Genomic DNA, 23,681 nt, shown 5'->3' on the forward strand with positions numbered 1-23,681 from the left:
TCAGGTCGCACGGCGACGCCGTTCGAAGAGGTGCTTCCTGCCCTGCGGTGAGGCGAACATCGCCGCGGCATCATGCCCCACCCCGGGAACGTGCACCAGCTTGTGAACGGGGCGCCGCGCTTTGTCGCTCAGGTATCTGTGGTAGTTCTCGCCACGCTCTCTTCTCGTGCGCCCCTGCGCTTCGGCGGCGGGGTGGACCTCCAGGAGGACCGCGCCGGGATCGGCGTCCTCCGCACCGAGCAGATAGACGACGTCCCTCTCGATGTAACGATCGAAATGGGCCTGGCCCGACTTCTCCTCGCCGACATAGTCGGGGACGCCGCCGCCGAATCCGTACCGCCACTGATCGACTTCGAGATCGTCGTGAGGAATGAAGGATTCGTCCTTCGGGCGGCTCTTGTCGAAATACAGATAGGTCGACGGATTGGCGACGACGAACCGGACGGAGACCTGGAGATCGTCGGGCCCGCGCCCCACGGCCGCGTAACGGTTGACGAACTGGCCGCCCGCCGAGTTGCCGACGATGGTCACCCTGTGAAGATCTTGGAATTGACCCAGCCTGTCCAGGAGTTCGTCCATGACCGTGAACGAGCTGATCTCGCCGAGGCCGCCCTTCCAATCCTCGGTGCCCCAGTGCAGGTAGCCGGCCCGCTCCCCGCGGCCGCGCACGTCGTCCTCGGTGAGGAACTGCGGCGCGACGACCAGCCGGTGCCTGGACGGTTTGATCGACCGGAAGTAGTCGCCGGCGTTCCGCAGCGCACCGTGCACGACGATGACGGCTTCGGTCAGCCCGCGACGCGGCTCGTCCAGTGAGGCGGACGAGAAGTGGGCGAGCCTGCCGCCGCTGATGAGCAGCTCCTGATCGCCCAGTTCTGCGATCGCCTCGTGCTGGATGTCGGCCTGGTTGGCAAAGGTCATCCGTTCCCCTCAAAGAGGCGCCCGCCGTGCTCGGTCCCTACCCATTCGGGCGCCGGTCAGCAGATCATGCAAGATGACCACGGGAAGTTGAAGAAAGAGCGCCGGGGATCGCGGAACCCTTGCACGTGAATGAGGGAGAGCTAACCAGTTGCCGGCGCCCCTGTCTCGCGAATGCCGGTACCGGCCCGGCGGTCGCGGGGACTTTCCTCACCGAGTGGGCGTTAGATCCTGCCTTGTCGGTTTCTCTGGTGCCCACTGGCCACTCAAGGCCCATCCGCACCACGAGCATCGCGGACGAGGGAAGGGTCGACCCGTAGGTGAGGTACCTATGTCCTCGGCGGGAAGCGTCATCGCGGGCGTTGGCGGTGACAATGGGATCGACTCGGCTGGAAGGCATTCCCATGGGCGTCGCGCTGCATATGGAGATCGCCGACAAACTCCGCGAGAGGATCAGGTCGGGGGACCTGGCACCCGGTGATCGACTGCCCACCGAGCCCGAACTGGAGCGCCTTTTCGGCGCTTCCAGAAACACGATCAGGATCGCCGTGACCAATCTCGTCCACGAGGGATTGATCCAAATCCAGCCGGGCCGTGGAATGTTCGTCCCGAAGGGGCCGATCCCGTTCTTCGTGATCCTTTCCCGGGAGGAGGGCGGGGACGGGACGGACTCGCCGCTGGACTCCTACAGCTCCGGCGTCCGGGCGGCGGGGCGCAAACCGAGCATTCGCGACTTCGAGATGAGGATCGAGTATCCCGGCCGGGAGGTCGCCGGATGGCTGGAGATCGACGAGGACACCCAGGTCGTCGTGCGTGGCTCCAGGCGGTTCATCGACGACATCCCGTACTCGCTGCAGAGCTCGTACTACTCGATGGACCTCGTGCGCGGTACCGAGCTTGAGAGCAGGAAGAAGATCCCCCGGGGGACGATCCGGGCGCTCGCGGAGCTGGGGTACGTGCAGACCGGATACCGCGACGAGATCGTCGCCCGGATGCCGACGCCGGAGGAGAGGACGTTCTTCCGGATCGGGCCGGGGATCCCCGTCGTCGTCGTCTACCGCATCGCCTACACCAACGACTCCACGCCGATCCGCCTGACGGTCACCACGTATGCGGCGGATCGCAACCGGCCGTCCTACGACATCGGAGAGGTCCCCGAACGACCCATGGCCACGGGGCAGATCTCCATCGTGGGGTAGCGCTCACGCGTCCACCTGGGGCGGAGGGGCCGCCCCGTAGCTAGGCAGGTGGCTCACATTTCGCGGACACTGCATTGCGGCATGTTCGCCGTCGACATCGCGTCCTTCGGGTCGCGCCACGATCCGGCCGTCCAGCGGCACCTCCGCTCGTCGATCCACCGGATCGTGCGGGAGTCCTGCCAGGCGGTCGGGCTGAGCTGGGACGCCTGCTACTCCGAGGACCGCGGGGACGGCCTGTTCGTCATCGCGGGGCCCGAGGCCGGGATCGACGACCTCCTGGGACCGCTGGCAATCCAGTTGCTCGGCGGCGTCCGGCGCCACAACAGGCTGGCCAACCGGGAGGCGCAGATCCGGCTCCGGGTCGCCGTCAACGCCGGGTACATCCAGTTCGACGACCACGGTGCCACCGGTGTGGCGCTCAACCACCTCTTCCGGCTGCTCGACGCCGCGCCACTGAAGTACAAGCTCGCCGAAGTCTCGGGCGACTTCGCGCTCATCGTCTCCCATCGCCTTTTCGAAGAGGTCGTCGTGCACAGCGTCGGGGTGATCGAGCCGTCTTCGTTCATGTGCGTTCCCGTCAAGGTCAAGGAGACCCACGACCGGGGGTGGGTGTGGATGCCGCCTGCCTCCGGGTCTGTGCGGTCCGGTCTCGACGCGGAGGTCGTGGCGTCCGACGAACGGCTGCTCGGGCTTCTGGCCGCGTTGGTGCGGCAGCTGGACGAGCTCGTTCAGCGGCGGGTCTGACCGGGGTCAGGGGTGGGTGGGGGGTTTGCCGGTGGCGGGTTCGTCGTTGGAGGAGGGTTCGATCACCAGCTCGAACTCGCCGCGGTGCTCCCGGGTGCCCGTCATGACGGCGTCCTCGAGGACTTCGGCGCCCTTGTTCTGACGCTGCATCATCGGGTCGCTCCGGACGTCCTTGGTCAGGGAGACGCAGAGCAGGATCAGCACGAGCGCGAACGGCAGCGCGCCGATGAAAGTGACGTTCTGGATGCCGTTCAAGGCCTTGTCGCCGCCGATCGCGAGCATGACCGCGGCGACGCCTCCGGTCATGGCGCCCCAGAAGATGACGATCCAGCGGGACGGGGTGGTCGAGCCGCGCTGCGACAGGGTGCCCATGACGACCGAGGCCGCGTCCGCGCCGGACACGAAGAAGATCGCGACGAGGATCATCACGATGATCGCGGTGATCGCCTCCCACGGCAGCTGGCCGAGCACGTTGAACGTGATCTGCTCCTCTGAGCCGTTCCCGTACGGGTTGCTGCCGCCGCGCTGCTCGCTGATGGCCGCCCCGCCGAAGATGGCGAACCAGATGAGGCTGACCACGCTCGGCACGAGGATCACGCCGGCCACGAACTGGCGGATGGTGCGGCCGCGGCTGATCCGGGCCAGGAACATGCCGACGAACGGCGTCCAGGAGATCCACCACGCCCAGTAGAAGATCGTCCAGTTGCCGAGATACGTGTCCATCGCCTCGCCGCCCGTGGCGCCCGAGCGGGAGGCCATCTCGCCGAAGTCCTGGATGTACACGCCGATCGAGGTGGGCAGCAGTTCGAGGATGAACACCGTCGGGCCGACCACGAACACGAAGATCGCCAGAACGGCGGCCAGGACCATGTTGATGTTGGACAGGTACTGGATGCCGCGGGCGATGCCGGACACGGCCGACACGACGAAGCAGATCGTCAGGACGATGATGATCAGGATGAGGACGGTGGTGCCGAGGGTCTCGATCCAGCCGGCCTCCTGCATCCCGGTGCGGATCTGCAGGGCGCCGATGCCGAGGGAGGCGGCGGAGCCGAACAGGGTGGCGAACAGGGCGAGGATGTCGATGAGCTTGCTGACCGGGCCGCTGGCGTGGCGGCGCCCGAGCAGCGGCGTGAAGGCCGCGCTGATCAGCTGGCTGCGGCCCCGCCGGTAATGCCCGTACCCGATCGCCAGGCCCAGCACCGCGTAGATCGACCACGGATGCAGGGTCCAGTGGAACATGGTGGTGGCCATGGCCGTCTCGATCGCCGGCTCGCTCTGCGCCGGGTCGGTTCCCGGGGGCGGCTCGACGTAGTGCATCAGCGGTTCGGCCGCGCCGAAGAACATCAGCCCGATCCCCATGCCCGCGCTGAACATCATCGCGACCCAGGAGACGGTGCGGAACTCCGGTTCCTCGTCCTCCCGGCCGAGGGGGATCTTGCCGTACCGGCTGAACGCCAGCCACAGCGAGAAGATCACGAACCCGGTCGCGGCGAGGACGAACAGCCAGCCCACGTTCGCGAGGAGCCAGTTCAGCGTCGACTGCGCCGTCGAACTGAGGCTGTCGGTCCAGGCCGCGCCCCAGAGCACGAAGGCCAGCGACAGCACCGCTGTGACGCCGTAGACGATCCAGTCGGTGCGGGTGCGATTCCCCTTCTCGGGGGAAATGGGGAAGCCGGGCCCGTCGTCCCGCCCGCCTGGCTCGGGCTCGATCGTCTTCATGTTGCTCTGCTTTCCCCAAAGAAACGCTGTTCAGTTACCCGGCAGAGCAATTCATTCTCGACCTGCGCACATCCGGCGGGCCGGGCGTGCGCGTCTCACGCCGCGGCCTTCCGGGCGTCGTTCACCGCCCGGACGAGTTCGTCCACGTCAGCGGACGTGGTGCGGTGGCTGATGACGCAGGCGCGGAGGGCGGCGCGTCCGTCCAGCCGGACGGGACACTGCTGCCCGGACGTGTACGGGTCGACGGTGTCGGGGACATCGGCCGGCATGTAGGACGTGGTGACCCGGAAGGTCTCCGCGAGCCCCTCGGCGTCGGTGGACAGGAGGGCGCCCGCGCCCATCGGGACGCTCAGCCACTTGTGCGCGTCCAGGGTGATCGAGTCGGCGCGCTCGATGCCGGCCAGCGCGGGCCGCAGCCGGTCGGAGAGCGCCGCCGCACCCCCGTAGGCGGCGTCCGCGTGGAGCCGCATGCCGAGGTCGCCGCAGAGGTCGGCCAGCTCGTGCAGCGGGTCGATGACCCCGGCGGCGGTGGTCCCGGCCGTCGCGACGACGAGGAACGGCAGGTCGCCGTTCGCCCGGTCGGCCGCCACCCGGCGGGCCAGGCGGCGCACGTCCAGTCCCAGGCCGGGCCCGGTGGGGACGAGGCGCACGGCGTCCCGTCCGATGCCGGTGGCGTGCGCGATCTTCAACCAGGCGAGGTGGCTCTCCGCGGACGCGTACATGACGGGACGCCCGTTCAGCGCCCGCAACCCCTCGGCGCCGTACCGCGGCCAGGTTCTCGTGAGGGCCAGCAGCACGGCGGTCATGTTCGCCTCCGCGCCGCCGCTGGTGAACGACCCCGCCACCGTCTCGGGCGGGTAGCCCAGCCGTCCGCCGAGGAACCGCAGCAGATGGGCTTCGATCTCCGCCGCCGCGGGCGCGTGCGACCACGCGGCGAGCTGCGGGTTGAACGCGGCGGCCAGGGCGTCGCCGACGACTCCCATCAGGGCCGGCGTGGGGTTGAACAGGCCGAAGTAGCGGGGATGCGTCGTGTGGACGGTCGCGGCCCGCAGCAGCTCGGCGACCTCGTCGATCACCGCCTCGGGATCGGCCGGGCGGTCGAAGTCGTACGCGCCGACGGCGGCCCGGAGGCGCCGGACGTCCACCGGCGCGCTCACGTCCCGCCCGGCGATCAGCTCGCGCTCGTCCCGGAGCACGCCGGCGACGTGCCGCCACAGCCGTTCCGCCACCTGCTGCGGCGGATCGAAGGAAGCACGTCCGACAGGGAAATCGTCCATGCCTTCACCCTTGTGCCCCGGCGGAACCGCTCCAAGTGGCAGAAACGACCATTACCGCTAAATTAATGACATGCACACCCTGGCCGTGGCCGTGGCCGTCACCGAAGGCGTGCCGATCTTCGAGCTGGCCATCCCGTGCGAGGTGTTCGGCTACCACCGGCCCGGGCTCACCACGTCCTGGTACGACTTCCGCGTGTGCGCCGCCGCCGGGCTCGACCTGTGCCTCCACATCGTCCGCACCGACCACGGCGCCGCCGTCGCCGGAGCCCTCGCCAAACGCCTCGTCATGCCCGCACACCGTCCGGGCGGCCAAGCCCAGTACATAGACGCGGGCGCGGCCGTCCAGAACGCGGAAGAGCTGGGCCCCCTCCTCGACTGGGTTCGCGAACGCCTGCACGAACCACTGACCGTCACCATCCTGGCCCGCCAGGCCAACGTCACCACCCGCACCCTCATCCGGCGCTTCCACTCCGTCACCGGGACGACGCCCATGGCCTGGGTGCGCGGCATGCGCATCGACTACGCCCGCGAGCTGCTGGAGACCACGTCCCTGCCCGTGGAACAGGTGGCCCAATGCTGCGGTCTCGGCAGCCCGGCCAACCTGCGCCACCACTTCACCCGCACCGTCGGCGTCCCCCCGACCGCTTACCGGCGCGCGTTCTCGTCCCGTCCCTGGCAGCCGCCGCCGCGGTGACGGCCGCACCGGTACGGCCGCGCGTACGGCCGGTTCACCGTGCGGGCGTGCCCGTCGCCCCCGCGGGGAACTCCTCGATGCCGAGCACCCGCAGCAGCTCCAGCCGTTCGCGGGCCTCGTCGTCCGCCGGGGTGAGCACCACCAGCTGCTGACCCTGGTCCGGGGTGACGAGGGTTTCGCAATCCATCGTCAGCAGGCCCACGCGGGAGTGCCGCACGGTCTTGCGGTCGGCGCGCCGGACCGCCACCTCGTGCTCGGCCCAGAGCCGCCGGAAGTCGGCGCTCGCGGCCCGCAGCCGCTCGACGAGCCCGGCGACCACGGGGTCGCCGGTCCGGCGTCCGGCGGTCGCGCGCAGGTCGGCGACGAGCTGACGGCCCTGATGCTCCTGCTCCTCGGGCGGCTGTGCGGCGCGTGCGGCGGGCTCGGTGAACCAGCGGTACACGACGTAGCGCCGGTCGCCGGAGAAGCCCGTGTGATCGCCCGACAGCAGGACGGACGCCCGGTTCTGGGCGAGGACCTCTCCCAGGTCGGACACCACCATGGCCGGGGTGCCGCCGAGCAGGTCGAGCATGCGCACCAGGCCGGCGCGGGCCAGGCGGGCCGCCCCGTCGGCGGGCGGGGGCCGGTGGCCGGCCAGGTGGAACAGGTGGGCGCGTTCGTCGTCGGACAGGCGCAGCGCCCGGGCCAGCGCGCCGAGCAGCTGGGTCGAGGGCTGACTGCTGCGGCCCTGCTCAAGGCGTACGACGTAGTCCACCGACATGCCGGCGAGCATCGCCACCTCCTCCCGGCGCAGGCCGGCGGTGCGGCGGCGGGGTCCTTCGGCGAGCCCCACCTCGGCCGGGCGGATCGCCTCGCGGCGGCGGCGCAGGAAATCGGCGAGTTCGTCACGGCGCATGGCTCCATGGTGCCTCGCGGCGGACGAGCCCATCCAGGGAGCGGCTCTCCCACGATGAACGCTCCTCTCCCGTGCGCCGCCGCGCGTACGCAAGGTGGGTGACAGAGCGACGACGAAGGAGAAGCACGATGCAGACACGAACGCTGGGCAAGACCGGCCCGGCCGTTTCCGCGCTGGGCCTGGGCGCGATGGGCATGTCGGGCGCTTATGGCGCGGCCGACCGCACGGAGAGCATCGCCACCGTGCACGCCGCGCTGGAGGCCGGCGTCACGCTGTTCGACACCGGCGACTTCTACGGCATGGGCCACAACGAGTCGCTGCTCGCCGAGGCGCTGCGCGGCCGGGACCGTGACGGCTACCGGCTGAGCGTCAAGTTCGGCATGCTGCGGGGTCCGGGCCACGAGTTCAGCGGGATCGACGGCCGTCCCGAGGCGGTGAAGAACTTCCTGGCCTACTCGCTGACCCGGCTGGGCACCGACCACGTCGACATCTACCGTCTCGCCCGGCTGGACCCGGCGGTACCGATCGAGGAGACGGTCGGCGCGATCAAGGAGATGGTGGACGCCGGGCACGTGCGGCACATCGGGCTCTCGGAGGTCGACGCCGCGACGATCCGCCGGGCGCACGCCGTGCACTCGATCGCCGACCTGCAGATCGAGTACTCGCTGATCTCCCGGGCGGTGGAGGCGGAGGTCCTGCCGACGCTGCGGGAGCTCGGCATCGGCCTGACCGCCTACGGCGTCCTCAGCCGCGGCCTCATCTCCGGGCACTGGGCCCCCGGCCGCACCGCCGGCCCGGGCGACGGCCGCGGTTTCAGCCCGCGGTTCTCGGCCGGGAACGTGGAGCACAACCTCGCCCTCGTGGACGCGCTGCGCCGGATCGCCGCGGCGAAGGGGGTCACCGTCGCCCAGCTGGCCATCGCCTGGGTGGCCGCACAGGGCGAGGACATCGTGCCGCTGGTCGGCGCCCGCACCCGCGAGCGGCTGGCCGAGGCGCTGCCCGCGATGGAGGTGGACCTCACCGCGGACGACCTGGCCGAGATCGAGGAGGCGGTGCCGCCGGGCGCGGCCCGCGGCGACCGTTACCCGCCCGCGTTCATGTCCGGCCTCGGCGTGGGGAACTGAGCCCGTCCCCGGTGGAACCCCGCTCCGGCGCCCAGGCCGGTCACGATCGAGGATGCCGCTCAAGCCCGCGACCGGAGCGGGGCGGGGACGGGTTACGGGCGTCACCGGGATGGTGGGGTGGGCGACCGAAATCGGGGAATGAGGGAAGTGTGGCCTTGGTCACACTTGTCGCTTCCGTCCCAGTAGATCACCACTAGAACAGTGTTGTTCCCTTTTGGTCAGTCTTGCCGGTTATAGCGTTTCGTGTTCCCCTAATTTAGGCAATGTCCGGTTGCGGATCACTCCTGGCCGATTCCATTCCACCCGAACACCGCCACCCACCGACGACGCACGCCACCTACGACGACGCACACAGCGACAGCGGAGGTCCGGATGCGCAAGGAGACGCTGGAGAGCTTCGTCCTCGGAGACGTTCTCCGGTCGCAGGCGCAGGTTCACCGAAGGCAGACGTTTCTCAAGTTCCGGGACGGCGAGATCACCTACGGCGAGGTCGACGCGACCGCCGACCGGCTGGCCCGCGCGCTGTCGGGCGCCGGAATCGGGCGCGGCGACCATGTGGGCGTGATGCTGCCCAACTGCGCCGACTTCGTCCATCTGGTCTTCGCGCTGGCGCGGCTGGGCGCGGTCGCCGTGCCGATCAACATCGCCTACCGGGGCGAGCTGCTGCGGCACGTGCTGGACAGCTCGGATTCGGGCTGGCTGGTCATCGACGGCCCGTACGCGGAACGGCTCGTCGACGTCGCGGACCGGCTGCCGAAGCTCGGCGGGGTCGTCGTGCGCGACGCGGCGGCGAACGGCGTGCTGCTCGACAGGCTCGGGAAGCCCGCGCGGGACCTTTCCGCCCTGCCGGACGACGGGGACGGGCCCGTCGAGGTGCCGGTCGGGTTCGCCGACATGCAGGCGATCATGTACACGTCGGGGACGACCGGGCCGTCCAAGGGCGCGATGGTCCCGCACGCGCTGGCACTGACCTGCGCCTACGACTCGCTGGACTTTCTCGACCGGTGGGGCAAGACGATCTACTGCCCGCTGCCGCTGTTCCACGCGGCGGCGCTGTGGGACGGGATGCTGTCGGCGCTGCTGGGCGGCGGGTCGATCGCGATCGTCGAGCGGTTCAGCGCCTCCAGGTTCTGGGACGACGTGCGCCGCTTCGACGCGCAGGTGTGCATGAGCGTGTTCTCGATGATCCCGATCCTGCTGAACCGTCCGCCGACGTCGCGGGACCGCGACCACCGGCTAGAGACGTTCTACATGGGCAAGTCGAACCTGGACGAGCCGATGCGGGAGCGTTTCGGGGTCCGGTCGGTGGAGACGTACACGAGCACCGAGGCGGGCATCGCGACCGGCAGCCCGTACGGGGAGTGGCGGACGGGCTCGTGCGGGCAGGCGCACGAGGAGCGGTTCCAGGTCGCGGTGGTGGACGAGTACGACCGGGAGGTGGGCCCGGGGGAGCCGGGTGAACTGGTGCTGCGGCCGAGGCAGCCGTTCGTGCTGACGACCGGTTACTACGGGAACTGGGAGGCGACGACCCATTGCTTCCGGAACATGTGGTTCCACACCGGAGACCGGGTATGGCGCGATGACGACGGGTACTTCTTCTTCCTCGACCGGATGAAGGACGCCATCCGCCGGCGCGGTGAGAACATCTCGGCCTTCGACCTGGAGACCGAGATCAACCAGCATCCGGCGGTGCTGGAGTGCGCCGCCATCGGCGTGCCCTCGGAGCTGGAGGACGAGGACATCAAGGTGTCGATCGTGGTGCAGCCGGACACCGGCATGGACCCGGCCGAGCTGATCGCCTACTGCGAGGAGCGGCTGCCGCGGTCGATGGTGCCGCGCTACGTCGAGTTCGTGGAGGCGCTGCCGCGCACGCCGACCGACAAGGTCGCCAAGTTCAAGCTGCGGGCGCAGGGCGAGAGCGGGATCACCGAGACGACGTGGGACCGGGAGGCGGGCGGCCGGTGAACTGGGACGACACACCGGAGCAGGCCGCGTTCCGCGAGGAGGCGCGGGCCTTTGTCAAGGAGAGGTTCCCCGCGTCGTACCGCCCGGCGGGCGGCGAGGAGCAGAGCCTTGAGCCGGAGGACGTGGCGGGCTACAACTGGCCCGTCGACCGGGTCGCCGACGATCCGGCCCGCCGCGAGGGCGCGCGGGCATGGGCGGCCGCGCTGGCGGAGCGGGGCTGGATCACGCCGCACTGGCCGCGGGAGTACGGCGGCGCCGGGCTGTCGCCGCTGGAGGAGTTCATCCTGCACGAGGAGATGATGCGGGCGCGGGTGCCGACCGTGAACGGCATCGGCGCGTTCCTCCTCGGCCCGACGCTGCTGGTGCACGGCACGGAGGAGCAGAAGGCCAGGCATCTGCCCGCGATCGCGAAGGGCGAGGCGACATGGGCGCAGGGATTCTCCGAACCGGGCTCCGGTTCCGACCTGGCGTCCCTGCGCGCGCGGGCCGTCCGCGACGGTGACGAGTACGTGGTCGACGGCCAGAAGGTGTGGACGTCCCTCGGCCAGTACGCCGACTGGCTGTTCGTCCTGGTGCGCACCGATCCCGATGCCGGGCGCCCGCACCGGGGCATCACGTTCCTGCTGGTCAAGGCGGATGCGCCGGGTGTGACGATCCGTCCCATCACCGATCTGCGCGGCGCGGCGCCGTTCTGCGAGATCTTCTTCGAGGGCGCCCGGGTCCCGGTGGCGGACCGGGTCGGCGAGGAGAACCGCGGCTGGTACGTCGCGATGTCCGCGCTCGGTTTCGAACGGGCCGGGATCGGCGCGACGATCAAGTACGAGCAGGCGCTCGCCGAGCTGGTCGCCTACCTGCGGTCGCCGGAGGGCGCGCGGTTCGGACGCTCCAGCCCCGCGCTGCGCCAGGAGATCGCCCGCCGGCAGACCGAGATCCGCGTCCTGTACAACCTGGCCCGCTACACGGTGTCGCGGCAGGCGGCGGGCGAGGAACCCGACTTTGAGGCGTCCATCAACCAGCTCTTCGGCGCCGAGCTGCACCAGCGGCTCGCCCGGACCGGCGCGCGGGCGTTCGGACGGTCCGCCGCCCTCTGGGAGCGTGACGGGGCTCCCCTCGGCGCCGCGTTCACCCACATGCGCAGGGACTCGGTGGCGTCCACCTTCCTCGGCGGCACCACCGAGATCCAGCGCAACGTCATCGCCACCCGGGGCCTGCATCTGCCCCGCGGCTGAGCACCCTGCCCCGCAGCCCGACCAACGAGGAGGAGCGAACGCATATGCCCGACGAGAACGCCTACGAGACCGTCGATCTGCGGATCGAGGAGAGAGTCGCCTGGCTGACCCTGAACCGGCCGGACAAGCTCAACGCGCTGACGCCGACGACGATGGCGGAACTGCGCGACATCTTCACCCGCGTCGACGACGACGAGGACGTCTGCGTGGTCGTGCTGCGCGGCGCGGGCGAGCGCGCGTTCTGCGCCGGGATGGACCTCGCCTGGTCGGAGAAGCTGACCCCGCGTGAACGGATCGAGCAGGGCCGGCTCGGGGAGAAGACGTTCGCGATGATGGAGCGGACGTCGGTCCCGGTGATCGCGGCCGTGCACGGCTACGCCGTCGGCGGCGGCCTGGAGCTGGCGCTCGCCGCGGACTTCATCGTCGCCTCCGACAACGCCAAGATGGGCCTCGTCGAGATCACCCTGTCGGCGCGTCCGCCGTACCGCCCGAAGATGACCGAGGACGGCGACCCCGACCAGCCCGAGTTCGGCGGGTCGGCGCCCGGCTGGGGAGGCGTGAAGCGGCTGCCGGAGCGGATCGGCAAGGCCCGCGCGAAGGAGCTGCTGTTCACGGGCGCGCGCATCGGCGCCGACCGGGCCCTGCAGCTCGGCCTGGTCAACGACGTGTACCCGGCGGACGAGTTCGACAAGCGGGTCGGTGAGCTGGCCGAGCGGATCGCGGCGATGAACCGCTACAACCTGCGGCTCGTCAAGGAACTGGTCACCTACGGCTACGACTGGATCGAGCCCCACCCGAGCTAGGAGAACCCGTGCAGATCTACCGCATCGATCATGTCGCGCAGGTGGCGGCCGACCTCGACGCGCAGGTCGGGCTGCTGGAGGGCCTGTTCGGGTTCCGGCGGGTCCGGAGCTGGGACAACCCGGGCGAGGGCGTACGCGGCGCCCGGCTGGAGATCCCCGGCAGCGGGGGGCAGGCGTGGGAGGTGGTGGCGCCCGCCGGCGACGGCTCCGCGCTGCGGACCTGGCTGGACGACCACAACGGGCGTCCCGGCCTGCACCACGTCGGCGCCGAGGTACCCGACCTCGAGGCCGTCCGCGCGGAACTCGAAGTACGCGGCATCAAGCCGACCGACGGGGTCCGGGGGCGGTGGCTGGAGGCGTCGCTGACGCCGCCCGAGCACGGCCCCGGCGTCCTGTTCCGCCTGCGCGGCCCCGGCGGCCTCGACATGTGCGGCGACTCGGCGCACTCCACCACGGAGGTCACCGAGCCGGACGGACCGTCCTCCAGCCCCCACCCACCGCCATTCAACGGACGAGCTGCGCTCGACGGCCCGTCCCTCGGCATCGTGGGACTCGACCACGTCTGCCAGGCGTTCCACGACCGCGACGAACTGGCCCGCTGGTACCACGACCTCGCCGGGTTCGTGCAGGTGTGGCGGACGCCGGACGACGAGCATCCCGACATGGCCGACCTGGTGCTGAACATCCCCGGGTCGACGATCTGCTGGGAGGTCATCACCTCGCGCGGCGAGGACTCGTTCATCGAGAAGTTCCTGAACCGCAGCGGCCCCGCCGCGCACCACGTGACGTTCGAGGTCGCCGACTGGGACGCGGCGATGGCGGCGTGCGAGCACCACGGCACGCCGACGTTCGACGACAACGAGGGCAGCACCGACGGCGCCGCGTGGCGGGACACGTTCATCCATCCGAAGCACACCGGTGGCGTCCTCGTCCAGCTGTTCTGGGAGGAACGGCCGGGCGTGTGGGTCCGCTCCGACAAGATCCCGCCGCCATGGACCTGAGCCTCACCGAGGACCAGGAGCTGATCGCCGGCACCGCCCGCGAGCTCCTGGAGTCACGGGCCGCGACGGCCGGGGCGCGGGCGATGGACGGCGACCCGGCCGGCTACTCCGCCGCGCTCTGGAAGGAGATGGTCGAACTCGGCTGGACGGGCCTCGCCTTCTCGGAGGAGCACGGCGGCGTCGGCGGCGAGTTCCTCGACGTCTGCCTGCTGTTCGAGCAGCTCGGCCACGCGCAGGTCCCGAGCCCGCTGCTGGCGTCGGTGGCGTGCTGCGGCATGCCGGTCGCCCGGTTCGGCACGTCCGAGCAGAAGGAGCGGTGGCTGGGCGCCATCGCGGACGGCCGGATCGTGACCGCCGCGCCCCTGCCCTGGGACCGTCCCGGGGACGGGCCGGCGGCCGCACGTGACGGCGGCGGCTTCGTCCTGAACGGCACCGCCACGTTCGTCCCGTACGCCGCTTCGGCCGAGCACATCCTCGTGGTGGCGCGGCCGGACGGCGAAGCCGGGGCCCGCCCGGCCGGCGCGTTCTGGGTGGACGCCTCGTCCTCCGGCGTGATGCTCCAGCCGCTGGGCACGGTCGGCGCGGACCGCCCCTGCCACGTCGAACTGTCGGATGTCCGCGTGCCGGCCGAATCCGCCATGACCGCGGACGCCGCCGACGCGATCTCACTGTTCGGCGCGGCCGCCACCTGCGCCGAGATGGTGGGTGCGGCACAACGCGTCCTGGACATGACGGTGGGGTACGCGACGGAACGGGAGCAGTTCGGCCGCCCGGTCGGGTCCTTCCAGGCCGTCCAGCACCACTGCGCCGACATGTCCATCGATGTGCTCGGTTCCCGGTTCATCGCCTACGAGGCCATCTGGCTGCTGTCGGTGAACCGGGACGCCGCGCAGGAGGTGTCGATGGCGAAGGCGTGGGTGAGCGAGGCGTACGAACGCGTGTGCGCGCTCGGCCACCAGGTGCACGGCGCCATCGGCTTCACTCGGGAGCACGATCTGCACCTGTTCTCGCAGCACGCCATGGCGGCGTCCCTGGCGTTCGGCGACGGCGACGCCCACTTCGACGCCCTGGCCGACCGCCTCGATCTGCCCTGACCCGGCCGCCGAGACCTGACCCATCCGCAAGCGAACGCCCGGCCGGCCGATCCGGCCGGGCGTCGCACCGGGTGGCCGACACGGGGGAGTCTGGGGTTTCTGGGCCGGTATGCTCCTTGGGCCCCTCCCAGAATCAGATTGCCCATGACACAGACACCTGAGGCGTCCGTCGCCGGCGAAACGATCGTGGAACGCTCTGCGGAGCGTGCGCCCGAGACCGAGACACGGCAGGCGCCGGGCGGCGCGGCCCCACGGCGGCGCGACCCCCACCTGGACAACGCCAAGTATCTGGCGATCCTGCTGGTCGCCGCCGGGCACGGCGTGGCGAGCCTCAGGGACGTCCCGCTCGCGGCGGCGCTCTACAACTTCTTCTACATGTTCCACATGCCGGTGTTCGTCGTGGTCAGCGGCTATCTCTCGAAGAGGTTCACGCTCACCGACGACAAGGCGGTCAAGCTCGTCGGCTCCACGCTCGCCCCGTACCTCATATTCCAGGCCGCCTACAGCCTGTTCGCCTGGCAGGTCGGTGGCCGAGAGTTCAAGGTCGACCTGCTCAACCCCTACTACGTGACGTGGTTCCTGCTGGCGTTGTTCGTCTGGCGGCTGCTCACCCCGGTGTGGAGACGGCTGCGGTATCCGGTGGCGACGGCACTGCTCATCAGCCTCCTCGTGTTCATGACCGACATCGGCAGCAGTCTGGACCTGTACCGGATTCTGGGGCTGGTCCCGTTCTACGTGCTCGGGCTCACGCTCCGGCCCGAACTGCTGGAGATCGTCCGTCGGCCCCCGGTCCGCGTCCTGGGCGCCGTGACCCTCGCCGCCGGGTTCGCGATCGCCTACCTCACCTACGACCGGATGAACGTGCGCTGGGTTCGCTGGACCCATTCCAACAGCGACATGGGCGTCGACGAACTCACCGGCACGATGATGCGGTTGGCGCTGCTCGCCGCGGGCTTCGTGCTCGTCGCCGCGTTCCTGGCCGTCGTTCCGTCCCGCCGCACCTGGTACAGCGACCTCGGCATGGCGACCCTGTTCGGGTATCTGCTGCACGGGTTCCTCACCCGGCTCTTCACATTCCAGAACTGGCATGAATCCGGCTGGTTCGACCACATCCCCGGCGTGCTGTCGGTGGTGGTCGTGTGCTTCGTGGTCGTCACACTGCTGAGCACACACCCGGTCCGCCTCGTGACCCGCTGGGCCGTCGAACCGAACCTCGCACCGCTGTTCACCCGGACGGGGACGGCCCGGCAGGCGGCTCCCCGCGACGCGGGGACACCGGAAAGCGGCCGAAGATCGTAAGACCGCTACGTGAACTGATGGAGGCGGTAGAGTAAAGCGGCAGTATTCTCCCGGTTTGGATCCGATGCCCTAAGTGCCCCCGTGTCGCCCCGCTGGGAGATCCGACCGGTGACTGCTCACCTTCCCTCTAGGTGGCCGTTCGGGCTGCAATCGAGAAAAGGATGGACGCGTTGGCAATGGCACAGCAGGGCGAACAGCGCACCGTCGCCGTCATTCTGGCGGGTGGCAGCGGACAGCGGATGGGGCTCAGCACGCCCAAGCAGCTCCTCAAGATCGCCGGAAAGACGATCCTCGAACACACGCTGAGCGTCTTCGAGGATGCCCCGGACATCGACGAGATCATCATTCTGATGAACCCCGGCTTCCTGCAGGACGCGGCGCAGTGCGTGGAGAAGGCCGGCTGCAAGAAGGTCACCGCGGTCCTTCCCGGCGGGACTTCCCGTAACGCGACAACGCAACTGGCCCTGGACGCGCTCGCCGACCACCCGGCCGACACGACCAGCGTGCTGTTCCATGACGCGGTCCGGCCGCTGCTGTCCCAGCGCATCATCCGCGACTGCGTGGCCGCCCTCCGCGAGCACCGTGCCGTGGACGTCGCCATCCCGTCCGCCGACACCATCATCCAGGTCGACGGGGACGTGATCGTCGACGTTCCGCCCCGGGGGAGCCTGCGCCGCGGGCAGACCCCGCAGGGGTTCAGGCTCTCCGTCATCCGCGCCGCCTACGAGAACGCGTGGCAGGACGAGAACTTCGAGGCGACCGACGACTGCTCGGTGGTGCTGCGCTACCTGCCCGGCACGCCGATCTACGTCGTCCCCGGTGACGAGCACAACATGAAGGTCACCGAGCCGGTCGACATGTTCATCGCGGACAAGCTGTTCCAGCTCGCCCCGACGGACACGCCGACCCTCACCGAGGACCAGTTCGCCGAGGCGCTCGCCGGGAAGACGGTGGTCGTGTTCGGCGCCAGCCAGGGCATCGGCGCCACCGTCGCCGAACTCGCCCAGGGCTTCGGCGCCCGCGTCTTCGGATACAGCCGCGGAGCCACCCGCACGCACGTGGAGCGGCCCGACGACGTCGCCGCCGCGCTGGCGCAGGCGTACTCGGCGACCGGACGCGTCGACCACGTCGTCAACACCGCGGGCATCCTGCGGATCGGCCGGCTCGACGCGATCGACCCCGAGGCGATCGAGGAGGCGCTGCGGATCAACTACCTCGCGCCGATCCACATCGCCCGCGCGGCGTTCCCTTACCTCGCGAAGAGCCGCGGCCAGTTGCTGCTGTACACGTCCAGCTCCTACACCCGCGGCCGCGCCGACTACAGCCTGTACTCGTCCGCGAAGGCGGCGACGGTCAACCTGACCCAGGCGCTCGCAGACGAGTGGTCGGGCGACGGGGTCCGGATCAACTGCATCAACCCGGAGCGCACGAGCACCCCGATGCGGACGGCGGCGTTCGGGCAGGAACCCCCGCACACCCTGCTCAGCGCCGACCAGGTGGCCCGGACGTCGCTGAGCGTGCTGCTCTCCGACCTCACCGGGCAGGTCATCGACGTGCGCCGCGAAGACCCCCTCGCCGGCGGCACATCCGGCTGATCCCCCTGCGCACCCGTCGGCCCGCGGGTGCCCCGGTGCCCTACCCCCAACGCCCCTCAAGGGCCGCGCTGAACAGATGGAGGTTCGCCCGTGCGGCGACTTGTCTCCCGGTTCCGGAAGCTCGCGCGCTTCTCACCGGTGCTGCTACTGCCCATCACGCTCGTGCTGCTGCTGGTGGCGGCCGTGGCGGGATCCCCCGGCTGGTTCCTCGGCGCGGTGATCGCCTGCTACCTCGCCGAGCCGGCCGTCGAGCGGCTGACACCGGACGCGGCGCGGCTGCTGCGCTGGGGCCAGATGGGCGTGGGCGCGCGGATGCTCGTCCGGCAGGCCGCGCTCGTGCTGCTGCTCGTCCGGGCCGGTGACACCGGAGACGCGCTGATCGTCACCGCCGCCGTCGGGTTCGTCGTCCTCGACTGGCTGCGCACCGCCGTCCTGGCGGGGTCGGTCGCGCTCCGCCGGGTCAGCAAGATCCCCTTCGTCACCCGGAACCTGGGGAAGGGGGAACCGGAGTTCCCCAAGGCCGGGCCCGCCTGGCAGACGCGGCTGGTCGATCTCCTCGAAGGCCGGGCCGACGTCCTCCCCGTCCTGCTCGGCACCGCAGGGTTGCTGGTCGACCTTCCCGCGCTGCTCATCACCGGGCTGCTGGTCACGGGGGCGGCCCTGCTGGCCGCGCAGACCGCGCAGACCGGGCTGTTGCGCCGGATGCGCGCTCTGCAGGACGCCGACAGGGTGGGCCGCAATGTGCGGAAGCGGGTGCGCGCCTACAAGCCCGAGGTCATCCTGTACTTCACCGGAACGGCCGTGAACGTGTACCAGGGCAACATGTGGCTGGAGGCGCTGGAGCGGCTGAACCGCAAGGCGATGGTCCTGGTCCGCTCGCCGGAGGCCCTGGCCGCGCTCGCCGCCACGCCGCTGCCGGTCGTCTGCATCACGCGGGCCGACGACGTCATGAACTTCGACTGGTCGAGCGTGCGGGTGGCGCTCTACACCGGCAACACCGGCAAGAACCTCCACATGCTCCGCGAGCCGGACATCAAGCACGTGTTCATCGGCCACGGGGACAGCGACAAGGATTCGAGTTCCAACCCGGTGAGCAAAGTCTTCGACGAGGTGTGGGTGGCCGGTCCGGCCGGCCGTGACCGCTACCGCAACTCCGATGCGGGGGTGCGCGACGAGGCCATCGTCGAGGTGGGACGGCCCCAGCTCGCAGGCGTCGCCACCGGGCCGTCCGGCAACCAGGTGCCGACCCTCCTGTACGCCCCGACCTGGGAGGGCTGGGACGGCGACCACAGCTACAGCTCGCTGCTTCCGATGGGCGAGAAGATCATCGGCACGCTCCTGGAACGGGGATCGCGGCTCCAGGTCATCTACCGGCCGCACCCGTACACGGGGACGCGGCTGGCGTCCGCGGGGGCGGCGCACCAGCGGATCATCAAGATGATCGAACGGGCCAACGAGGGCGGCGGCTCGCACCGCGTCGTCACCGGCGCGGAGGCCTCGCTGCACGAGTGCTTCAACCAGTCGGACGTGCTCATCACCGACATCTCCAGCGTGATCTCCGACTACATGCCGAGTCTCAAGCCGTACGTGGTCACGAACCCGGAGGGCAAGGACGAGGCCGTCTTCCGCGCCGAGTTCCCGTCGGCGTCGGCCTCGTACCTGCTGGGCCCGTCCTGCGCCGAACTGCCCGACATCCTCGCCGTCGCGGCGACGCCCGGCCGGGATCCGCTGGCCGGCGAGCGGCGCGATCTCAGGGACTACCTTCTGGGCCCCGAGCAGCCGGACGCGATGACGCGGTTCGCCGCCGCCGTCGACGCGCTCGCCGAGGCCGGGCCCCGCGCGACCATGTACGGCCAGGCGGGGTCGGCGGTCACCGCCGCCGCCGAACCCGCTTAGAGTGTCCTTCGGACCTGGGTCACGACATCAGGGCTCGGCGACGGTTGGGGGGACCGTGACGGAACACCTGGTCAGCGTGATCGTGCCGGTCTACAACTGCCGCGAGACGGTCGGGCGGACGCTGGAGTCGGCGTTCGCCCAGACGCTGCCCGCCGACCAGGTCGAGATCATCGCCGTCGACGACGGCTCGACCGACGGCAGCGCGGAACTGCTGGACGAGCTGGCCCGCGCCCACGACCGGCTGGTGGTCATCCACCAGCCCAACTCCGGGGGCGCGGGCGCGCCGCGCAACCGGGGCCTCGACCGGGCGTCCGGGCGGTTCGTGTTCTTCCTCGACGCCGACGACCGGCTGGGCCCGGAGGCGCTGGCGCGGATGACGGAGATGGCCGAGCGCAACGGCACCGACATCGTGCTCGGAAAGCAGGTCGGGACGGGCGGGCGCAAGGTGCCCAAGGTCTTCGACCGCACCATCGAACGCACCCATGTGCTCGACCCGGACTGCGACCTGTTCCCCCGGATGTCGATGGCGGCGCTCCAGCTGTTCCGCCGTTCCCTGATCGAGCGCGCCGGGCTGCGCTTCACCGAGGGCCTGCTGTCCCACGAGGACCAGCTCTTCACCGCGGGCGCCTACCTGAACGCCGGCGGCGTGTCGGTCCTCGCCGACTACGACTGCTACTACTGGGACGCCAGGGCGGACGGGACGAGCAGCACCCAGGTCGGCGGCGCCCCGACCGCCGACGTCCACGCGATCGCCGCCCAGGCGATGGCGCTGGTCGCCGAGCACACCGAACCCGGCGAGATCCGCGAGCGGCTGCACCACCGGTACCTGCAGCTGGAGGTGTTCGGGCGGCTCGAACTGCTGTTCCTGGATTCCTCCGACGACGAACGCAAGGTCACCCTCGCCGGGTGCCGGGAGCTGCTGGACACCTGGCTCACCCCCGGACTGCTGGCCCGCTACAACCCCCTGCGCCGGGTGCTCGCCCACTGTCTGCAGCACGATCTCGACGCGGAACTGGAGGAGCTCCTGCGGTTCCACCGGAGCGGGCAACGTCCCCGCGTCCTTCTGGAGGACGCGCGCGCCTTCGCCCGGTATCCGTTCTTCCGGGACGAGGCCACGGGCATCCCCGACACGTGCTTCGAGACATCTCCGGTTCTCCAGCCCGCCCTCACCGGGGCCGCGTGGGATCGGTCCGGACTGGTGGTCAGCGGGACGGTCGTGGTGCGCGGCGTGGACGAGGGGCGGCCCACCGTCCATCTGGTGCTGGAGAACGGCGAAGGTGCCCGCCGGCGGTTCCAATGCGCGACGGGCCCCGGCGGCCCGGACGACGACGGGCGCGCGACGACCTTCACCGCGACGGTCCCGCCGGTGCCGGCCTCCTGGGCGGACGGCCGCTGGACGATGAGCATGGAGGCGGTCCTCGAAGGGCACATCCTCACCGCGCCGCTGACCAAGCCGCGGGGCATGGCCGTCCCGCACGCCGTGCTCGTCGAGGCCGAAGGGCGGTGGCGCCTCGTCCGGCCGCTGCCGCCGCGGGGACGCGGGCCGTTCACCGTCGAGGTGGGCGGCGCCCTGGCTCCCACCGACCTGCGGAACGTCGAGGTCCGCTGGGGGCCCGGCCGCCGGCTGCGCGTTCTGGGCGAACCGCCGCCCGTCCTGGGGCCCGGTCCCGCGCCGAGCATGAGCGTGCTTCTCGGACCCCTCGGACCCCCCGGAGGCGGCGGAGACGCCGGCACCGTGCTCCGGGCTCCGCTCGTGACCGATCCGGACCGGCGGACGCACCATCGCGCCGATGTCGCGCTCACCGGTGCCCGGCCCGGTCGCTGGAGGGCGTCGTTCGAGATCGAGGGGCTGGGCGAGCCGACGCAGATCCGCCTCCCGGACGGAAGCGGTGTTCTCGGACCGGTGACCGCGTCCATTCTGCCGCCGCGCCGCATGTACGTCCGGCTCGACAAGAAGCCGCTCACCGTGCACGTCACGGTTCCGCTGTCGGCACGGCTGCGGCGGGTGAGACGAAGCCTGGGCGCCCGCTCCGGCGCGGCGCCGGAAACCGAGCAGCATGTGAAGAAGGGCAGAGAATGAGTCACCGGATCACGCCGAGCGCCCAGGTCGACCCGAGCGCCGAACTCGGTGAGGGCACCACGGTCTGGGATCTCGCTCAGGTACGTGAGGACGCCAAGCTGGGCGCGGGCTGCATCGTGGGCCGCGGCGCCTACGTCGGCGCGGGCGTGCGGATCGGCGACAACGTCAAGCTGCAGAACCACGCGCTCGTCTACGAGCCCGCCGTGCTGGAGGACGGCGTGTTCGTCGGTCCCGCCGTCGTTCTCACCAACGACCGGGAGCCCCGCTCGGTGGACCCGGACGGGACGCTGAAGCGCGGCGGCGACTGGGAGGCCGTCGGCGTGCACGTCCGCGAGGGCGCGTCCCTCGGCGCCCGCAGCGTGTGCGTCGCGCCGGTGCGGATCGGCCGCTGGGCGATGGTCGCCGCGGGCGCCGTCGTGACCCGCGACGTCCCCGACTTCGCGCTGGTCGCCGGCGTCCCCGCCCGCCGGATCGGCTGGGTCGGCCGGGCGGGGGCACGCCTCACCCAGCGTCCGGACGGCGGCTGGGAGTGCCCGCGAACGGGCGAGGTCTACGCCGAGAGGCCCGCCGGGGACGCGGTGGTCCTCGTCGAGTCCGAGGGCAGCAGTCGGGCGTAAACCCCGTCCAGGACCTCGGCCTGCGCCTCCCAGGTCCATTCGCGGAGCAGTTCGGGACGGCTGTCGTACACGCCGCGGTACCGGTCCGGGTCGGCGAGCACAGCCTCGGCGGCCCGGAGGTAGTCGGCGGCGTCGTCGGCGCGGAAGACCTCCCCCTGCCCGGTGGCCTGGACCATCTCGCCCATCGCCTTCACATCGCTGACGATGATCGGCAGCCTGGCGTGGGAGTACTCGAAGAACTTGGTGATCAGCGCGATCTCGTGGTTGGGCCAGTGGTGGATCGGGATGACCCCGAAGTCGGCCGCCGACAGGAATTCCACGACCTGGTCGAACGGCACGTAGCCCAGCGCGGTCACGCGGTCGGCGACGCCGAGTTCGGCGGCGCGGGCGAGCAGTCCCTGGACATAGTCCGAGTTCGGCTTGGACACCACGAGCGCGACGTGCAGGTCCGGCAGCTTCGGCAGCGTCTCGACCATCACGTCCAGCCCGCGTTGCACCGCGGCGGCGCCGCTGTACACGGCGAGCGGGGTCTCCGGGCCGACGCCGCACAGTTCGCGGAGGCTGGGCACAGGCCCGGCCTCGTCCGGCGTGGGCTCGGCCCCGTCCGCGACCGGCTCGGTGACCGGGGCGTTGAGGACGATCGTGGGCCGCTTCCCCAGCCCGTGCCGTTCGACCAGCAGGTCGCCGAGCGCCTCCGACACGGTCAGGACCTCGTCGGCCACCCCGGAGTACTCCCGCTCGTGTGCGCACATCGCGGGCAGCCAGCGCGGCCCGGCGCGCCACGGGCTGATGCCGGGCAGGAACTCGTGCGCGTCCCACACCAGCTTGACGTCTCTGCCCGCGGCGCGGGCCCGGCGGGCGGCGCGGGCGCCGACACCGAGCATGCGGAAGTCGTTGGCGTGGATGATGTCGGGCCGCAGCTTGTCGATCACCTTGCCGTAGGCGATCTCCCAGTCCCACAGGGTGCGGTCGAGTACCCGCCAGCATCGGTCGCCGAGGAGCTTCTGCCAGAAGCGGATGGCGAGCCTTTCGAGCGGCGAGTGCAGATCCCGCCGGGCTTTGGCCAGGGACTCGGTCTGGCGTTCGCGCAGCGCGACCCAGCGGTCCTGGAGCTTGGCGGCCACCCGCCGGGCCATCAGCCAGAGGGCGCGCGGCGAGGACGCGCCTGACGTGAGGGCGAGGCGTCCGGCGGCGAGATCGGCCCTCCGGGACTGGACGAGCCTGCGGCGGTACTCGGCGATGTGCTCGTCGGAGTACGCGAGCGGACGCCGGAGCTGGGCGCGGACCACGCGCCGGGGGTCGCCCAGCGTCATCGGGACGGGTATGAGGCGCACGTGTGCGTCACCGAGCATCCAGGAACGCGACTTCTTCCCGGGGGCGCGGCCGATGAGGTGCACCTCCCAGCCCGCCGCGGCGGCCGAGTGCGCCGCCTTCTGCACCCGGGAGTCCGCCGTGACCCCGTTGTCGACGATCATGACGATCCGGCCCCGTGACGCCGAGGGGCCGGATCCGTCTTCGATCTCCATTGGGTT

At 70.8% G+C, this 23,681-nt stretch carries 19 protein-coding genes; 14 read left to right on the plus strand and 5 right to left on the minus strand.

The genetic code is table 11. The annotated features are described in order from the left end of the window. Window positions 1–918 (minus strand): hypothetical protein, encoded by a 918-nt coding sequence (locus tag ACGFK0_RS28300; RefSeq protein WP_392910115.1) that lies wholly within the window; start codon window positions 916–918, stop codon window positions 1–3. Window positions 919–1,319: 401 nt separating this feature from the next. Here ACGFK0_RS28300 and ACGFK0_RS28305 point away from each other — a divergent pair, with 401 nt between their 5' ends. Both ACGFK0_RS28305 and ACGFK0_RS28310 read left to right on the plus strand, forming a co-directional pair. Further along, window positions 1,320–2,114: a GntR family transcriptional regulator gene (locus tag ACGFK0_RS28305; protein WP_392910117.1), complete on the plus strand. Its 795-nt coding sequence runs from the start codon at window positions 1,320–1,322 to the stop codon at window positions 2,112–2,114. An 81-nt stretch (window positions 2,115–2,195) separates the two neighbouring features. Then, on the plus strand, window positions 2,196–2,858 hold the full coding sequence (locus tag ACGFK0_RS28310) for a hypothetical protein (protein ID WP_392910119.1): 663 nt from the start codon (window positions 2,196–2,198) through the stop codon (window positions 2,856–2,858). Window positions 2,859–2,864: 6 nt separating this feature from the next. On the opposite strand, the gene ACGFK0_RS28315 is transcribed toward ACGFK0_RS28310, so the two are convergent. Continuing rightward, window positions 2,865–4,580 (minus strand): BCCT family transporter, encoded by a 1,716-nt coding sequence (locus tag ACGFK0_RS28315; RefSeq protein ID WP_392910121.1) that lies wholly within the window; start codon window positions 4,578–4,580, stop codon window positions 2,865–2,867. 95 nt (window positions 4,581–4,675) lie between these two features. Further along, on the minus strand, window positions 4,676–5,857 hold the full coding sequence (locus ACGFK0_RS28320; RefSeq protein ID WP_392910123.1) for a pyridoxal phosphate-dependent decarboxylase family protein: 1,182 nt from the start codon (window positions 5,855–5,857) through the stop codon (window positions 4,676–4,678). Between the two features lie 70 nt (window positions 5,858–5,927). On the opposite strand from ACGFK0_RS28320, the gene ACGFK0_RS28325 reads away from it, so the two are divergent. Continuing rightward, window positions 5,928–6,551, plus strand: a complete 624-nt coding sequence (locus tag ACGFK0_RS28325) for a helix-turn-helix domain-containing protein (protein WP_392910125.1) — start codon at window positions 5,928–5,930, stop codon at window positions 6,549–6,551. Window positions 6,552–6,585: 34 nt separating this feature from the next. On the opposite strand, the gene ACGFK0_RS28330 is transcribed toward ACGFK0_RS28325, so the two are convergent. Further along, on the minus strand, window positions 6,586–7,446 hold the full coding sequence (locus tag ACGFK0_RS28330; RefSeq protein WP_392910127.1) for a helix-turn-helix transcriptional regulator: 861 nt from the start codon (window positions 7,444–7,446) through the stop codon (window positions 6,586–6,588). Window positions 7,447–7,574: 128 nt separating this feature from the next. On the opposite strand from ACGFK0_RS28330, the gene ACGFK0_RS28335 reads away from it, so the two are divergent. The 11 genes from ACGFK0_RS28335 to ACGFK0_RS28385 all read left to right on the plus strand — a co-directional run bounded on the left by ACGFK0_RS28335 (window position 7,575) and on the right by ACGFK0_RS28385 (window position 22,149). Next, complete coding sequence (locus ACGFK0_RS28335; RefSeq protein WP_392910129.1) at window positions 7,575–8,570, plus strand: aldo/keto reductase; 996 nt, start codon at window positions 7,575–7,577, stop codon at window positions 8,568–8,570. Between the two features lie 372 nt (window positions 8,571–8,942). Next, entirely contained in the window at window positions 8,943–10,535 is a 1,593-nt protein-coding gene (locus tag ACGFK0_RS28340) for an AMP-binding protein (RefSeq protein WP_392910131.1), read from the plus strand. Beyond that, window positions 10,532–11,764 carry an acyl-CoA dehydrogenase family protein gene (locus ACGFK0_RS28345; protein WP_392910134.1) on the plus strand — a complete coding sequence of 411 codons (1,233 nt, stop codon included), beginning with the start codon at window positions 10,532–10,534 and terminating at the stop codon, window positions 11,762–11,764. Before ACGFK0_RS28340 ends, ACGFK0_RS28345 begins: the two co-directional genes overlap by 4 nt. Before the next feature lie 44 nt (window positions 11,765–11,808). Next, complete coding sequence (locus tag ACGFK0_RS28350) at window positions 11,809–12,567, plus strand: enoyl-CoA hydratase/isomerase family protein (protein WP_392910136.1); 759 nt, start codon at window positions 11,809–11,811, stop codon at window positions 12,565–12,567. A gap of 8 nt (window positions 12,568–12,575) precedes the next feature. Continuing rightward, window positions 12,576–13,568 (plus strand): VOC family protein, encoded by a 993-nt coding sequence (locus ACGFK0_RS28355; RefSeq protein ID WP_392910138.1) that lies wholly within the window; start codon window positions 12,576–12,578, stop codon window positions 13,566–13,568. Further along, complete coding sequence (locus ACGFK0_RS28360; RefSeq protein ID WP_392910140.1) at window positions 13,559–14,662, plus strand: acyl-CoA dehydrogenase family protein; 1,104 nt, start codon at window positions 13,559–13,561, stop codon at window positions 14,660–14,662. Before ACGFK0_RS28355 ends, ACGFK0_RS28360 begins: the two co-directional genes overlap by 10 nt. Window positions 14,663–14,806: 144 nt before the next feature. Continuing rightward, window positions 14,807–15,961 carry an acyltransferase family protein gene (locus tag ACGFK0_RS28365; protein ID WP_392910142.1) on the plus strand — a complete coding sequence of 385 codons (1,155 nt, stop codon included), beginning with the start codon at window positions 14,807–14,809 and terminating at the stop codon, window positions 15,959–15,961. Window positions 15,962–16,122: 161 nt separating this feature from the next. Continuing rightward, on the plus strand, window positions 16,123–17,556 hold the full coding sequence (locus ACGFK0_RS28370; protein WP_392910144.1) for an SDR family NAD(P)-dependent oxidoreductase: 1,434 nt from the start codon (window positions 16,123–16,125) through the stop codon (window positions 17,554–17,556). Window positions 17,557–17,646: 90 nt separating this feature from the next. Further along, on the plus strand, window positions 17,647–19,452 hold the full coding sequence (locus tag ACGFK0_RS28375) for a CDP-glycerol glycerophosphotransferase family protein (protein ID WP_392910146.1): 1,806 nt from the start codon (window positions 17,647–17,649) through the stop codon (window positions 19,450–19,452). Between the two features lie 55 nt (window positions 19,453–19,507). Next, window positions 19,508–21,532, plus strand: coding sequence for a glycosyltransferase family 2 protein (locus tag ACGFK0_RS28380; RefSeq protein WP_392910148.1), 2,025 nt, complete (start codon window positions 19,508–19,510; stop codon window positions 21,530–21,532). Beyond that, window positions 21,529–22,149 carry an acyltransferase gene (locus ACGFK0_RS28385; protein WP_392910150.1) on the plus strand — a complete coding sequence of 207 codons (621 nt, stop codon included), beginning with the start codon at window positions 21,529–21,531 and terminating at the stop codon, window positions 22,147–22,149. Before ACGFK0_RS28380 ends, ACGFK0_RS28385 begins: the two co-directional genes overlap by 4 nt. Here ACGFK0_RS28385 and ACGFK0_RS28390 read toward each other — a convergent pair. After that, window positions 22,083–23,675, minus strand: coding sequence for a glycosyltransferase family 4 protein (locus ACGFK0_RS28390; protein WP_392910152.1), 1,593 nt, complete (start codon window positions 23,673–23,675; stop codon window positions 22,083–22,085). The genes ACGFK0_RS28385 and ACGFK0_RS28390 overlap by 67 nt on opposite strands. Window positions 23,676–23,681: the final 6 nt, after the last annotated feature.

Origin of the sequence: Spirillospora sp. NPDC048823, assembly GCF_043198445.1 — a bacterium.
In the GTDB taxonomy this organism is placed as follows: domain Bacteria; phylum Actinomycetota; class Actinomycetes; order Streptosporangiales; family Streptosporangiaceae; genus Spirillospora.